This is a genomic window from Prevotella sp. HJM029, assembly GCF_000599605.1.
Lineage (GTDB): Bacteria > Bacteroidota > Bacteroidia > Bacteroidales > Bacteroidaceae > Prevotella.
On sequence record NZ_AZHT01000051.1, the window covers coordinates 1 to 13,948 of the forward strand.

Genomic DNA, 13,948 nt, shown 5'->3' on the forward strand with positions numbered 1-13,948 from the left:
ATACGATAAAGGTACAAAGAATATTTAAGAATGACAAATTGTAGAAGGGGTTTTGCAGAGGTCTCATCTTGCTATGTTCAGGCGAACATAAAAATCCGTCGGGGCCGGATTGGGGGAATGCCTTTCAAACTCCGGGCTGCGCCACCTGCGGCGAACCCTGCCGTTCGGGTGCAAAGTTACGCCCTTAAAGCGGTATCGGACAGAGGCTTGACCCGGACAATCAGTGCCAACCGGCGCAACATGCCGCCACTTGTCGGGGAAGTGATACAGGTTCAAAAATATCCTTGTTTATTTGCAGCATGATTCAAGAAACGAACGATTTGAAGATATGAAAAATGAGGCTTTCAAATACCCGGCAAACCGCTTCGGCGGCTATTTGCCTGACCGGATACCCGAACCTTCGGATACCCGGTTTTACAATGACGCGGTGATTCACGGATTCAATGACTTCATGACGCAATGTCGTCATTCATCAGTTATCCGAATCCCTGCCCCACCGTTGAAGCGGATACGTGACGAACCGGACAGTCAGAGATTCGCGGACGCGGATATACATGTCACCGATTCCGTATCGGAGCAGGAAAACAATTCATCAACCATTAAAACCAACAGAACCATGAGTAATGAAACATTCGTTGCATTCGCAACACAGAAAGGGGGTATCGGCAAATCCACCGTCACGGCACTTGCCGCCAACTACCTCCACAACGTGAAAGGACACAATGTCGCAGTCATAGACTGCGACACCCCGCAGCACAGCATACACGGGTTGCGTGAACGTGAAACGGGACTTATCGGCGGGAGCCTCTATTTCAAGGCACTCGCGTGTGACCACTTCCGCAAGATAAGGAAGAACGCCTACCCGGTCATCGCAAGCGACGCCCTTAACGCCCTCGATGATGCCGAAAGGATGCTTGCCGAAGAAGAGGTGAAACCCGACATCGTGTTTTTCGACATGCCGGGAACCCTGAAAAGCAACGGCGTGGTCAAGACCCTCTCGCAGATGGACTACATCTTCGCGCCCATGAGTGCCGACCGTTTTGTCGTGGAAAGCACCCTGCAATTCGCTGTGATGTTCCGTGACAACCTCATGACGACGGGACAGGCGAAAACAAAAGGGCTGTACCTGTTCTGGACGATGGTGGACGGCAGGGAGAAGAACGGGCTTTACGACCTGTATGAGGATGTGATCGCCGAGATGGGGCTGCCGGTGCTGTCCACCCGCCTGCCCGACAGCAAGAAGTTCCGGCGCGACCTCTCGGAAGAGCGCAAGAGCGTGTTCCGCTCGACCATCTTCCCGATGGATGCGTCCCTGCTGAAAGGGAGCGGCATCCGTGAGTTCTCGGAAGAGATAAGCCGTATCATCAGACCTCAATAATCATGGGCAGCAGGAAAGTGAACACCGAAGGCATTGACGAGGAACTGTTGATAGCCTCCATCGGCAGACGCAGGCAGGACGGGACCCTGTACCACGCGCAGGAGCCGCCCGCGCCTGCTCCCGAAGAAAAAAGCGTCCCTGAAACGGAACCGCCGCCCGCGCAATACACGGCAAAGGAAAAACCGCAGAGGGACACTGTCCGCCGCAAACGGCAGGAGGACGACTATTCCGGGCTGTTCCTCCGCCGCAACGAGATAAAGACGCGCCAGTGCGTCTATATCAGCCGCGATGTCCACAGCAAGATTCTCAAAATCGTGAACGACATCGCCGGGCGTGAAATCTCGGTAGGCGGCTACGTGGACACCGTGCTGCGCCAACATCTGGAACAGCACAAGGAGAAAATAAACGAACTGTACAAGAAACAACGTGAAGACTTGATTTGAATATGGAAAAGAACCAGAAAAACAGAAGTCCGCAGCATGACGGCGGCGGTATGCTTGCCCAAGTGCAGGCGAGTGTGGAAATCCTATCCCCCGTGCCGTTAGGCGGCAAATGCGGTGAAAAGGACTATGAACGGCTGTTCATCCGTGAAGCCGAAGTGAAGGCACGCGAGGGAAAGATGGCGTATGTGCGTCCGGAGTACCACGACCGCATCATGCGCATCACCCGTGTGATCGGGCATGACAAATTGTCGCTGTCCGCCTACATCGACCATGTGCTTACGCACCACTTCAACCAGTGCGAGGAGGCGATAAAGAGCCTTTACGCCCAGAATTACGACGCAGTATTTTAACCCTCAAAAAGAGAACGTGCATGAGTGAAACAATAAGCATGACTGATATTCTGCTGACCGTATCGGTCGGCTGCAACCTGTGGTTCCTGTTCCTGCTCCTTTATGACAGGATCATGGAAACCAGACTTGTCCGCTTCCTAAGAAGCATAGCCGGAGTGTGGCGGTCGTTGGGCGGCACGGCGGCAAAGCCCGAAACGGTAAGGGACACACCGCCCGCAGACACCCCGGACATCATCGGCAAGAGCCGTTTCAGGATGGCATCGCCCCGGACAACCGCTGCCATACCGACGCAAGAAGCCGCCACTTCGGAAAAAGGCATTGAGCTGACGGAGGAAGAGACTACTTTTGACGACGGAAACACGGAAACCGTGTCCCGTCCCGCACAAGTCCCGGAGGATAAACTCGACGAAACCTTCACGAGCCTCACGCCTTCGGAACTGGAGTTCGGGGAGGACGAGCCGGAGGAAGAAACGCCCGACGCGCCGAGGGCATCGGGAAGCAGTTTCGACGAGATAGACGATGCGGTCAGAACCGCCAAGAACCCGGAAGCGACAACGACGGAACGGGAGCGGGCGGCAAAGGTCTTCACCGACATGGAAGGGACGGAGCTGTACGAGAAGCTGATGACCGGCTCGTCTGAAATGAGCATCCGCATCAAGGGACTTATCGAAATCCGGCTGAAGAAGAATAAACCGAAAAAGGATTTTGTCGTCCCGGACAGTATTGAGAACTTCGACATCCGCAACTATGTATAACGACTAAAAAAGAATGAGAATGAAAACGTAAGACGGCATCACCCACGCGCACGGCGGTACAAGGTACAGCCAATTCGCAACGGACACACCCAAGTCCGTAGAAACAAACGGGCAACCCACTAAACCAAAGTAAAGTAATCGAGTATCAACCGCCCGACAAAGGACCATCCACCCTTTGGACGGCACAAAACAAGAACAGTTTATGAACAAGAACAACAGACAGAAACTTATCCTCTCTGCGGCACTTCTGGTTGCCGCAACCGCCTCCGCCTTCGCGCAGGGAAACGGCATCGCGGGCATCAACGAAGCCACCTCTATGGTGAGTTCGTACTTCGACCCCGGCACGAAACTCATCTACGCCATCGGCGCGGTAGTCGGGCTTATCGGGGGCGTGAAAGTGTATGGGAAATTCTCGTCCGGCGATCCCGACACATCCAAGACTGCCGCCTCGTGGTTCGGGGCGTGCATCTTCCTGATTGTCGCCGCCACCATCCTGCGCTCATTCTTCCTTTAATAAACAATGTATGGCTGAATACCCGATAAACAAGGGTATCGGCCGTCCGGTAGAGTTCAAGGGTTTGAAGGCTCAGTACCTCTTCATCTTCTGCGGAGGTCTGCTGGCTCTCTTCGTCCTGTTCGTCATCCTCTACATGGTCGGCATCGACCAGTGGGTATGTATCGGCTTCGGCGTGGCATCGTCTTCCATCCTCGTATGGCAGACCTTCGCGCTGAACGCCCGGTACGGCGAACACGGACTGATGAAATTAGGGGCAACAAGGAGCCATCCCCGATACCTTATCAACCGGCGGCGGATCACCCGATTATTCAAACGGAAACGAAAGGAAGAAACGACATGAGGAATACATCCAAAATGACAACACTGGAAAACAAGTTCCCGCTATTGGCGGTGGAGCAAGGTTGCATCATCTCCAAAGACGCCGACATCACGGTGGCTTTCGAGGTGGAACTGCCGGAGCTTTATACCGTGACGGGTGCGGAGTACGAGGCTATACACGGCTGCTGGTGCAAGGCGATCAAGGTGCTGCCGGACTTCTCCGTCGTCCACAAGCAGGACTGGTTCATCAAGGAGAAGTACACGCCGGAACTTCACAAGGACGACATGAGTTTTTTGAGCCGCTCTTTCGAGCGGCACTTCAACGAGCGACCGTACCTGAAGCACACGTGCTACCTCTACCTGACCAAGACGACGAAGGAGCGTAACCGGATGCAGAGCAATTTCAGCACGCTGTGCCGGGGGCATATCATCCCGAAGGAACTGGACAAGGAAACAGCCGCGAAGTTCATGGAGGCTGCGGAACAGTTCGAGCGCATCATCAACGACAGCGGCTTTGTCAGGCTGCGCCGCCTCTCCACCGACGAGATCGTGGGGACAGACGGCAAAGCCGGACTGATAGAGCGTTACTTCTCGCTCATGCCCGAAGGCGACGCCACGTTACAGGACATAGACCTCTCGGCACGGGAGATGCGCATCGGCGACAATCGCCTGTGCCTGCACACCCTGTCCGACGCGGAAGACCTTCCCGGCACGGTGGCTACCGACACACGGTATGAGAAACTCTCCACCGACCGCTCGGACTGCCGCCTCTCCTTCGCCTCCCCGGTGGGGCTGCTGCTCTCCTGCAACCACATTTACAACCAGTACGTGATTATCGACAACAGCGAGGAGAACCTTCAAAAATTCGAGAAGTCCGCAAGGAATATGCAGTCGTTATCCCGATACAGCCGGAGCAACAGCATCAACCGCGAGTGGATAGACCGCTACCTGAACGAGGCGCACTCCTACGGGCTGACCTCGGTGCGGGCGCACTTCAACGTCATGGCGTGGAGCGACGACGCGGAAGAGCTGAAGCACATAAAGAACGACGTGGGCAGCCAGCTGGCAAGCATGGAGTGCGTGCCGCGCCACAACACCATCGACTGCCCGACACTTTATTGGGCGGCTATGCCCGGCAACGCGGCGGACTTTCCGGCGGAAGAGAGTTTCCACACCTTCATCGAACAGGCGGTGTGCCTCTTCACGGAGGAAACCAACTACCGCAGCTCGCTCTCGCCCTTCGGCATCAAGATGGTGGACAGGCTCACGGGAAAACCGCTGCACCTCGACATCAGTGACCTGCCGATGAAGCGGGGCATCACCACGAACCGTAACAAGTTCGTATTAGGTCCTTCGGGCAGTGGCAAGTCGTTCTTCATGAACCACCTCGTGCGGCAATACTACGAGCAGGGCGCGCATGTGGTATTGGTGGACACGGGAAACTCCTATCAAGGGCTATGCGAGATGATACGGCGCAAGACGGGCGGCACGGACGGCGTGTATTTTACCTACACGGAGGAGAAGCCCATCAGCTTCAACCCGTTCTATACCGACGACTACGTGTTCGACGTGGAGAAAAAGGACAGCATAAAGACGCTGCTGCTGACGCTCTGGAAGTCGGAGGACGACAAGGTGACGAAAACCGAAAGCGGGGAATTGGGCAGTGCCGTGAGTGCCTACATCGAGCGCATCAGGGCTGACCGGAGCATCGTCCCCTCGTTCAACACCTTCTACGAGTACATGCGCGACGACTACCGCAGGGAACTGGCGGAACGCGACATCAAGGTGGAGAAGGAGGACTTCAACATCGACAACATGCTCACCACCATGCGGCAGTATTACCGGGGCGGACGCTACGACTTCCTGCTCAACTCGGCGGAGAACATCGACCTGCTGGGCAAACGGTTCATCGTCTTCGAGATCGATTCCATCAAGGACAACCGCGAACTGTTCCCGGTAGTGACCATCATCATCATGGAAGCCTTCATCAACAAGATGCGGCGTCTGAAAGGTGTGAGAAAGCAGCTTATCGTGGAAGAGGCTTGGAAGGCTCTCTCGTCGGCGAACATGGCTGATTACCTGCGCTATATGTACAAGACGGTGCGCAAATACTTCGGTGAGGCAATCGTGGTGACGCAGGAGGTGGACGACATCATTTCCTCGCCCGTCGTCAAGGAGAGCATCATCAACAACTCGGACTGTAAAATCCTGCTTGACCAGCGCAAGTACATGAACAAGTTCGACCAGATTCAGGCGTTGCTCGGACTGACGGAGAAGGAGAAGTCGCAGATACTCTCCATCAACATGGCGAACAACCCCTCACGGCTCTACAAGGAGGTGTGGATAGGCTTGGGCGGCACGCAGTCGGCGGTCTATGCCACCGAGGTGAGCGCGGAAGAGTATCTGGCGTACACCACCGAGGAAACGGAAAAGGTGGAGGTGTACCGTCTGGCGGAGCAATTGGGCGGCGACATCGAAGCCGCCATCCGACAGCTTGCCGAAAGACGGAGAAACAAGCAGTAAGTAATCAATAATCGGTAAAACAGATTTATCAACGAAAAAAGAAAAGCGTATGAGCATATCAAGAATGAAGATGCTGCAAGTCAGCAAGTGTCTGATCGGATTGGCGGTCATGGTGCTGCAATCCTGCGACGTGGCGGAGAACCGCCGCGACCTGCTGTGCGGGAATTGGGAAAGCGTGGAGGGCAAGCCCGACGTGCTTATCTACAAGGAGGGCGAAGCCTACAAGGTGACGGTATTCAAACGGAGCGGCATCCGCCGCAGGCTGAAACCGGAAACCTACCTCTTGCAGGAGGAGAACGGCAACCTGTTCATGAACACCGGCTTCCGCATCGACGTGGCGTATAACGAAGCCACCGACGTGCTGACCTTCTCACCGAACGGGGACTACGTGCGTGTGAAGCCGCAGCCGGAAACTCCGGCAGGAAAATAAGAACCGCTAAAATCCAAAGAAACATGAGAACAAGAATAACATTCGTCATCTGCCTGTGCCTGCTTCTCGCGGGCAGGGCTTCCGCCCAATGGGTCGTGAGCGATCCGGGCAATCTGGCGCAGGGCATCATCAATGCCTCGAAGAACATCATCCACACCTCGAAGACCGCCACGAACATGGTGAATAACTTTCAGGAAACGGTGAAAATCTACGAGCAGGGCAAGAAGTATTACGACGCCCTCAAATCCGTGAACAATCTGGTCAAGGACGCCCGCAAGGTGCAGCAGACCATACTGATGGTAGGCGACATCACGGACATCTACGTGACCAGCTTCCAGAAGATGCTGCGCGACGACAACTTCACGGTGGAGGAACTCGGAGCCATCGCCTTCGGGTACACGAAGCTGCTGGAGGAATCCAATGACGTGCTTACGGAGTTGAAGAACGTGGTGAACATCACCACGCTCTCCATGACGGACAAGGAGCGCATGGACGTGGTGGAACGCTGCCACTCCAAGATGAAGCGTTACCGCAACCTCGTGAGCTACTACACCAACAAGAATATCAGCGTGAGCTACCTGCGTGCGAAGAAGAAAAACGACCTTGACCGCATCATGGGGCTGTACGGGAGCATGAACGAAAGATACTGGTAGCCTATGGAGTTCGACAACCTTCACCAGATTCTCCGCTCGCTCTACGAGCAGATGATGCCGCTGTGCGCCGACATGGCGGGCGTGGCGAAAGGCATCGCCGGGCTGGGCGCGCTCTTCTATGTCGCCTACCGGGTATGGCAGTCGTTGGCGAGAGCCGAACCGATAGACGTCTTCCCGATGCTCCGTCCCTTTGCCGTCGGTCTGTGCATCATGTTCTTCCCTACGGTGGTGCTTGGCACGATAAACAGCGTCCTCTCGCCCGTCGTGCAGGGTACGGCGAAACTGCTCGAAACGCAGACTTTGGACATGAACAAGTACCGGGAGCAGAAGGACAGGCTGGAATACGAGGCGATGGTGCGCAACCCCGAAACCGCCTACCTCGTGTCCAACGAGGAGTTTGACAAGCAACTGGAGGAATTGGGCTGGTCGCCCTCCGACATGGTGACGATGGCGGGGATGTATATCGACCGGGGGATGTACAAGATGAAGAAGGGCATCCGCGACTTCTTCCGCGAGATACTGGAACTGATGTTCCAAGCCGCCGCCCTCGTGATAGACACCATCCGCACCTTCTTCCTCGTGGTGCTGGCGATACTCGGTCCGATAGCCTTCGCCATATCGGTGTGGGACGGCTTCCAAAGCACGCTCACGCAGTGGATATGCCGCTACATTCAGGTCTATCTGTGGCTGCCCGTGTCGGACATATTCAGCACCATACTCGCCAAGATTCAGGTGTTGATGCTCCAGAGCGACATCGAGCGCATGCAGACCGACCCCAACTTCTCGCTGGATTCCAGCGACGGGGTGTATATCGTGTTCATGATAATCGGCATCATCGGCTACTTCACCATTCCGACGGTGGCGGGCTGGATCATCCAAGCCGGGGGCATGGGCGGCTACGGGCGCAACGTGAACCAGATGGCGGGACGCGCCGGAGGCATGGCGGGAAGCGTGGCGGGTGCTACCGCAGGCAACATGGTCGGACGTGCCGGGAAACTGCTGAAATAATCAATGTGGAATTATAAACGGAAAAAGTAAAATGGAATTCAAGTCACTCAAAAACATCGAATCATCGTTCAGGCAGATACGCCTGTTCGGTATCGTCTTCCTCTCGCTGTGCGCAGTGATAACGGTATGGAGCGTGTGGAGTTCCTACCGCTTCGCGGAGCGGCAGCGGGAAAAGATCTATGTGCTGGACAACGGCAAGTCGCTGATGCTGGCACTCTCGCAGGACCTCTCGCAGAACCGTCCGGCGGAAGCGAGGGAGCATGTGCGCCGCTTCCACGAGCTGTTCTTCACGCTCTCGCCCGAAAAGAGCGCGATAGAACACAACGTGAAGCGTGCGTTGCTGCTGGCAGACAAGAGCGTGTACAACTACTATTCGGACTTCGCCGAGAAGGGGTACTACAACCGCATCATCGCCGGTAACATCAACCAAGTGCTGAAGGTGGACAGCGTGGTGTGCGACTTCAACGGCTATCCCTACCGCACCGTGACCTACGCCACGCAGAAAATCATCCGGCAGAGCAACGTCACAGAGCGCAGCCTCGTGACCACGTGCCGCCTCTTGAACTCGTCCCGTTCGGACGACAACCCCAACGGGTTCACCATCGAGGGATTCACCATCATCGAGAACAAAGATTTACAAACCATCAAAAGGTAAACGGACATGAAGAAAATCAAGAAATCACTGTGGAGTGCGTACTGGAAACTCCACGACAAAAAGAAAATGCTGGTGGAACGGCTCAAAGGGTATCTGGACGGCTTGCCGCCGAAGACACGCAGGCGCATCGTGCTGGCGATGCTCATCGCATTCGCCGCACTTGCCCTCTACACCTTCGGTAAAGCCGTCTATGACATCGGCAGGAATGACGGCAGCCGGATGGAGATAGACCATGCCGGACAGGTGGAACTGTCCGTGAAGCCGGATAACAATCACAATGTAATACCTTATTTATATGGAACAGACGAAGAATGAACCCAAGAACGAAAACAAGGCGGCTCCCGGCAACGACAAGCCGAAAAAGGAGCGCAAGCCGCTGACCGAAGCCCAACGGCTGAAACGCCAGAAAATGATAGTGCTTCCCGCTATGGTGCTGGTATTCATCGGGGCTATGTGGCTGATATTCGCCCCGTCCTCCGGCAAGGAGCAGGAGCCGGGAACAAGCGGCTACAACATCGAGATGCCCGATGCGGACAAGGAGAACCGCCGGATTATCGGTGACAAGGCGAAAGCCTACGAGCAGGGGGCAATGGAGGAACGGCAGGAGAACCGCAGCCGCGCCATGCAGCAGTTGGGCGACCTGTTCGACCGCGAAACGGTGGAAGCGGATGGGGACAGCGACTTCGACCTTGCCAATCCCGGCGGAACGGAAGAGGCGGTGAAGCCAGCACCGAAGACCATCCAGTCCTCGGCAGCCGCCTACCGTGACCTCAATGCCACGCTCGGCAACTTCTACGAGCAGCCGAAGAACGACAATGCGGAGATGGACGAGCTGCTGGAACGCATCGCCACCCTCGAATCCGAACTGGAAAGCGGAAAAGAGAGAAGCTCCACGATGGACGAGCAGGTGGCACTCATGGAAAAATCCTACGAACTGGCGGCGAAGTACATGGGCGGTCAGAACGGCACGCAGGCGGCAGCGGGACAGACCGCAGAGCCGTCCCCCGTGCAGAAAACCGGAAAGAACACGGCAAAACCCGTCAGGCAAGTGACGCATCAGGTGGTGTCCTCGCTCGGACAGCCCATGAGCAATGCCGAATTTGTCGCTTCCTTCTCGCAGGAACGCAACCGCAGTTTCAACACGGCGGTGGGCGTTACAACCGTACCGGACAGGAACACCATACCGGCATGCGTCTATGGGGCGCAGAGCGTGACGGACGGGCAGGCGGTCAGGTTGCGGCTGTTGGAGCCGATGGCGGTAGCAGACCGGATCATCCCCCGTAATGCGGTGGTGGTCGGCGCAGCCAAGATTCAGGGTGAACGGCTCGGCATCGAAATCACCTCGCTGGAACACGACGGTACGGTTATCCCGGTGGAGTTGGAGGTCTATGACACGGACGGGCAGCCCGGCATATTCATCCCCAACTCGATGGAGATGAACGCCGTCAGGGAGGTTGCCGCCAACATGGGCGGTTCGCTCGGCAGTAGCATCAACATCTCCACCAATGCCGGGGCGCAGCTCGCCTCCGACTTGGGCAAGGGGCTGATACAAGGCACGAGCCAGTACATTGCCAAGAAGATGCGCACCGTCAAAGTGCATCTGAAAGCCGGGTACAGGGTCATGCTCTATCAGGAGAAGAACTGATGTATAATCATAAGAAATCCAATCAATAACAACAACCCACTAAATTCAAAGTAAAATGAGAAAAGTAATCATGATGTTTGCCCTCGCTATGGGCATCGCAACTGCCAACGCGCAGGAAAACGTAACCGTTGAAACGACCAACGGAAGTGAAGAACTGACCTTGACAAAAGAGGTCTATCCGCAGAAGGAGGCGGACGGCGACCTGTATCACGGTCTGACGAGAAAGCTGGGCTTTGACCGCATGGTTCCCCCGCACGGCTTGGAAGTGACCTACGACAAGACCGTGCATGTCATCTTCCCGGCGGAGGTGCGCTATGTCGATTTAGGCTCGCCCGACCTGATTGCGGGCAAAGCCGACGGAGCGGAGAACGTCATCCGTGTGAAGGCTACCGTGAGGAATTTCCCGAACGAAACCAACATGTCCGTCATCACGGAGGACGGGAGTTTCTACACCTTCAACGTGAAATACGCCGCCGAACCGCTGCTGCTCAACGTGGAGATGTGCGACTTCATCCATGACGGCGAGGCGGTGAACCGTCCGAACAACGCGCAGGAAATCTACCTGAAAGAATTAGGCAGCGAAAGTCCGATGCTGGTGCGCCTTATCATGAAGTCCATCCACAAGCAGAACAAACGTGAGGTGAAGCATATCGGCTGCAAGCGTTTCGGCATCCAGTACCTTCTGAAAGGCATCTACACGCACAACGGGCTTCTGTATTTCCACACGGAAATCAAGAACCAGAGCAACGTGCCTTTCGATGTGGACTACATCACATGGAAAATCGTGGACAAGAAGGTGGCGAAGCGTACCGCCGTGCAGGAGCGTATCATCCTGCCGCTCCGCGCGCAGAACTACGCCACGCTCGTGCCGGGCAAAAAAAGCGAACGCACGGTCTTCACGATGGCGAAGTTCACCATACCCGACGGCAAGTGCCTCGTGGTGGAGCTGAACGAGAAGAACGGCGGCCGTCACCAGTCCTTCGTGATCGAGAACGAGGACTTGGTGCGCGCCAATACCATCAACGAACTTCAAGTGCGCTGACCATGAGAAAGTACATCGCAATAATCATCGCGTCGCTTGCCCTGTTCACGGGGCAGGCGCACGCCCAGCGATGCCTGCCGAAGATGCAGGGCATCGAGGTCAGGGCGAATCTGGCGGACGGCTTCAAACCCGGCGGCAACGACGGCGGGTACAGTTTCGGGGCGGCTCTCTCCACCTACACGAAGAAGGGGAACAAATGGGTGTTCGGAGGTGAGTATCTCCTGAAAAACAACCCGTACAAGGACACCGCCATACCTGTGGCGCAGTTCACGGCGGAAGGCGGCTACTATTTCAAGATACTTTCCGATGCCCGTAAAATCGTGTTCGTCTATGCGGGGGCTTCGGCTCTCGCCGGGTATGAATCGGTGAATTGGGGCGAAAAAGTGCTGCATGACGGTTCGACACTGCACGACCGGGACGCCTTCATCTACGGCGGTGCGCTGACGCTCGATGTAGAGTTTTACGTGGCTGACCGTATCGCCCTGCTCGCCAACCTCCGGGAGCGTTGCCTGTGGGGTGGCGACACGAAGAAGTTCCATACCCAATTCGGGGTGGGCATCAAGTTCGTCATCAACTGACACGCGGCATGGAACGGACGGATATAGACACCATGAGGCAAATATCCCTCGCGGACTTTCTCGCGCGGTTGGGGCATGAGCCTGTCCGAAGGAGCGGAAACGAACTTTGGTATCGTGCGCCGTACCGCAGTGAGCGCACGCCCTCTTTCCGTGTGAACGTGGCGAAACGGCTCTGGTACGACTTCGGTTTGGGCAAGGGCGGTGACATCTTCACGCTTGCCGGGGAGTTTGCCCGAAGCGGTGACTTCATGGCGCAGGCAAGATTCATAGCGGAAACCGCCCGTATGCCGTTTGTCGCATCGGAAAAGCCGTTGTACCTGCCGGAACCGTCCGAACCTGCCTTTGAGGGGGTGGAAGCCGTCCCACTGCTCCGCTCACCATTAACAGAGTATCTGGCGGAACGGGGCATCCCTTATGCCGTTGCATCCCGTCACTGCTGCCGCTTGAACTACGGCGTGCGTGGAAAACGGTATTTCGCAATCGGTTTCCAGAACGTGGTTGGCGGCTATGAAATCCGGAGCCGTTATTTCAAGGGTTGCGTGCCGCCGAAGGATGTGTCGCTGGTCAAAATGGAAAGTTCTCCGACTGGCGTGTGCAGTTTATTTGAAGGATTTATGGACTTCCTTTCCGCTGCCACGCTTGGATTGGAAACAGGCGACAGCCTTGTGCTGAACTCCGTCGCCAACGTGGGTAAGGCGGTAAAACACTTAGACGGGTACGGGCGCATCGACTGCTTCCTCGACCGTGACGAAGCCGGGCGGAGGACGCTGGAAGCCCTCAAAGGACACTACGGCGGACGTGTCTGTAACTGTTCCGCACTCTATGACGGTTGCAAGGACTTGAACGAGTATCTGCAACTGACAGCAAAAAAGAAATGAACAATAACTTAAAAATCAAAGGACAATGAACATACTGAACAACAAGAACAAGAGAATATCCATCTTCAAGGCGTTGGCACTCTGCCTGTTCGCCGCCGTGTCGCTCACGCTCGCATCGTGTGACGATGACATGGACATCCAGCAATCCTATCCGTTCACGGTGGAAACGATGCCCGTACCGAACAAGGTCACAAAGGGGCAGACGGTGGAAATCCGCTGTGAACTGAAAAGGACGGGCGATTACGCCAACACGCTCTACACCATCCGGTATTTCCAGTTCGAAGGGGAAGGCACGCTGAAAATGGCGGGCGGCATTACTTTTCTGCCCAATGACCGCTACCTGCTCGAAAACGAGAAGTTCCGGCTGTACTATACGGCTGAGGGCGACGAGGCGCACAACTTCATCGTGGTGGTGGAGGACAATTTCAAAAATTCCTACGAATTGGAATTTGACTTCAACAACCGGAACGTGAAGGACGACATTCAGACCGTCATCCCCATAGGCAATTACAAACCTCTGCCAAGATGATGCGTGTATTCATGGCTATCCTCTGTTCGCTGCTGGCGGTCTGCTCCGTGTCCGCACGGGACAGCCGTCGGAAGGGGACGGACAGGCAGGCGGCAATCTACCGCCTGCCGCCTTTTGAGCGGGCGGTTCGCTGTACGAAGTATTTTGAAGGCTGGCACTCGGAGAAACACCACCCATATTATCTAAAGACAAACATTATCCAAAGATTGCCATAAATTTCATTGTAACTATTTGATTAACATCTTT

17 protein-coding genes and 1 pseudogene are annotated in these 13,948 nt (G+C 55.6%); all 18 read left to right on the forward strand.

Going from position 1 to position 13,948, the window contains the following annotated elements; translation table 11 throughout:
* The first annotated feature begins 328 nt into the window (after window positions 1–328).
* The gene (locus X919_RS0104420; protein WP_007366517.1) at window positions 329–1,378 is read left to right on the forward strand and encodes a ParA family protein; all 1,050 of its coding nucleotides are present in this window, start codon (window positions 329–331) and stop codon (window positions 1,376–1,378) included.
* 2 nt (window positions 1,379–1,380) lie between these two features.
* Window positions 1,381–1,821, forward strand: a complete 441-nt coding sequence (locus X919_RS0104425) for a DUF3408 domain-containing protein (protein ID WP_007366516.1) — start codon at window positions 1,381–1,383, stop codon at window positions 1,819–1,821.
* A gap of 2 nt (window positions 1,822–1,823) precedes the next feature.
* Complete coding sequence (locus X919_RS0104430; RefSeq protein ID WP_028899187.1) at window positions 1,824–2,171, forward strand: DUF3408 domain-containing protein; 348 nt, start codon at window positions 1,824–1,826, stop codon at window positions 2,169–2,171.
* 20 nt (window positions 2,172–2,191) lie between these two features.
* Window positions 2,192–2,926, forward strand: a complete 735-nt coding sequence (locus X919_RS0104435; protein ID WP_007366514.1) for a hypothetical protein — start codon at window positions 2,192–2,194, stop codon at window positions 2,924–2,926.
* Window positions 2,927–3,128: 202 nt separating this feature from the next.
* Window positions 3,129–3,440 carry a DUF4134 domain-containing protein gene (locus tag X919_RS0104440; protein ID WP_009016663.1) on the forward strand — a complete coding sequence of 104 codons (312 nt, stop codon included), beginning with the start codon at window positions 3,129–3,131 and terminating at the stop codon, window positions 3,438–3,440.
* 10 nt (window positions 3,441–3,450) lie between these two features.
* Window positions 3,451–3,783: a DUF4133 domain-containing protein gene (locus X919_RS0104445; protein ID WP_007366512.1), complete on the forward strand. Its 333-nt coding sequence runs from the start codon at window positions 3,451–3,453 to the stop codon at window positions 3,781–3,783.
* Entirely contained in the window at window positions 3,780–6,284 is a 2,505-nt protein-coding gene (locus tag X919_RS0104450) for a TraG family conjugative transposon ATPase (protein ID WP_005850488.1), read from the forward strand. The genes X919_RS0104445 and X919_RS0104450 overlap by 4 nt, the downstream gene beginning before the upstream one ends.
* 49 nt (window positions 6,285–6,333) lie before the next feature.
* Window positions 6,334–6,714, forward strand: coding sequence for a DUF3876 domain-containing protein (locus tag X919_RS0104455; protein ID WP_007366509.1), 381 nt, complete (start codon window positions 6,334–6,336; stop codon window positions 6,712–6,714).
* Window positions 6,715–6,737: 23 nt separating this feature from the next.
* The gene (locus tag X919_RS0104460) at window positions 6,738–7,367 is read left to right on the forward strand and encodes a DUF4141 domain-containing protein (protein ID WP_007366508.1); all 630 of its coding nucleotides are present in this window, start codon (window positions 6,738–6,740) and stop codon (window positions 7,365–7,367) included.
* 3 nt (window positions 7,368–7,370) lie between these two features.
* The gene (traJ, locus tag X919_RS0104465) at window positions 7,371–8,375 is read left to right on the forward strand and encodes a conjugative transposon protein TraJ (RefSeq protein WP_007366507.1); all 1,005 of its coding nucleotides are present in this window, start codon (window positions 7,371–7,373) and stop codon (window positions 8,373–8,375) included.
* A 31-nt stretch (window positions 8,376–8,406) separates the two neighbouring features.
* Complete coding sequence (traK, locus tag X919_RS0104470) at window positions 8,407–9,030, forward strand: conjugative transposon protein TraK (RefSeq protein WP_007366506.1); 624 nt, start codon at window positions 8,407–8,409, stop codon at window positions 9,028–9,030.
* A 6-nt stretch (window positions 9,031–9,036) separates the two neighbouring features.
* Window positions 9,037–9,345 carry a TraL conjugative transposon family protein gene (locus tag X919_RS0104475; RefSeq protein WP_007366505.1) on the forward strand — a complete coding sequence of 103 codons (309 nt, stop codon included), beginning with the start codon at window positions 9,037–9,039 and terminating at the stop codon, window positions 9,343–9,345.
* The gene (traM, locus tag X919_RS0104480; protein WP_007366504.1) at window positions 9,326–10,675 is read left to right on the forward strand and encodes a conjugative transposon protein TraM; all 1,350 of its coding nucleotides are present in this window, start codon (window positions 9,326–9,328) and stop codon (window positions 10,673–10,675) included. Before X919_RS0104475 ends, traM begins: the two co-directional genes overlap by 20 nt.
* A gap of 55 nt (window positions 10,676–10,730) precedes the next feature.
* A complete protein-coding gene (traN, locus tag X919_RS0104485; protein ID WP_007366503.1) occupies window positions 10,731–11,717 on the forward strand; it encodes a conjugative transposon protein TraN in 987 nt (328 codons plus the stop codon).
* Between the two features lie 2 nt (window positions 11,718–11,719).
* Window positions 11,720–12,295: a conjugal transfer protein TraO gene (locus X919_RS0104490; protein ID WP_007366502.1), complete on the forward strand. Its 576-nt coding sequence runs from the start codon at window positions 11,720–11,722 to the stop codon at window positions 12,293–12,295.
* An 8-nt stretch (window positions 12,296–12,303) separates the two neighbouring features.
* Entirely contained in the window at window positions 12,304–13,173 is an 870-nt protein-coding gene (locus X919_RS0104495) for a toprim domain-containing protein (RefSeq protein WP_007366501.1), read from the forward strand.
* A gap of 25 nt (window positions 13,174–13,198) precedes the next feature.
* Complete coding sequence (locus X919_RS0104500; protein WP_007366500.1) at window positions 13,199–13,702, forward strand: DUF3872 domain-containing protein; 504 nt, start codon at window positions 13,199–13,201, stop codon at window positions 13,700–13,702.
* Window positions 13,699–13,881 (forward strand): annotated as a pseudogene (locus X919_RS15925) (lysozyme); the annotation flags it as partial. The gene X919_RS0104500 and the pseudogene X919_RS15925, both read left to right, overlap by 4 nt.
* Between the last annotated feature and the right edge of the window lie 67 nt (window positions 13,882–13,948).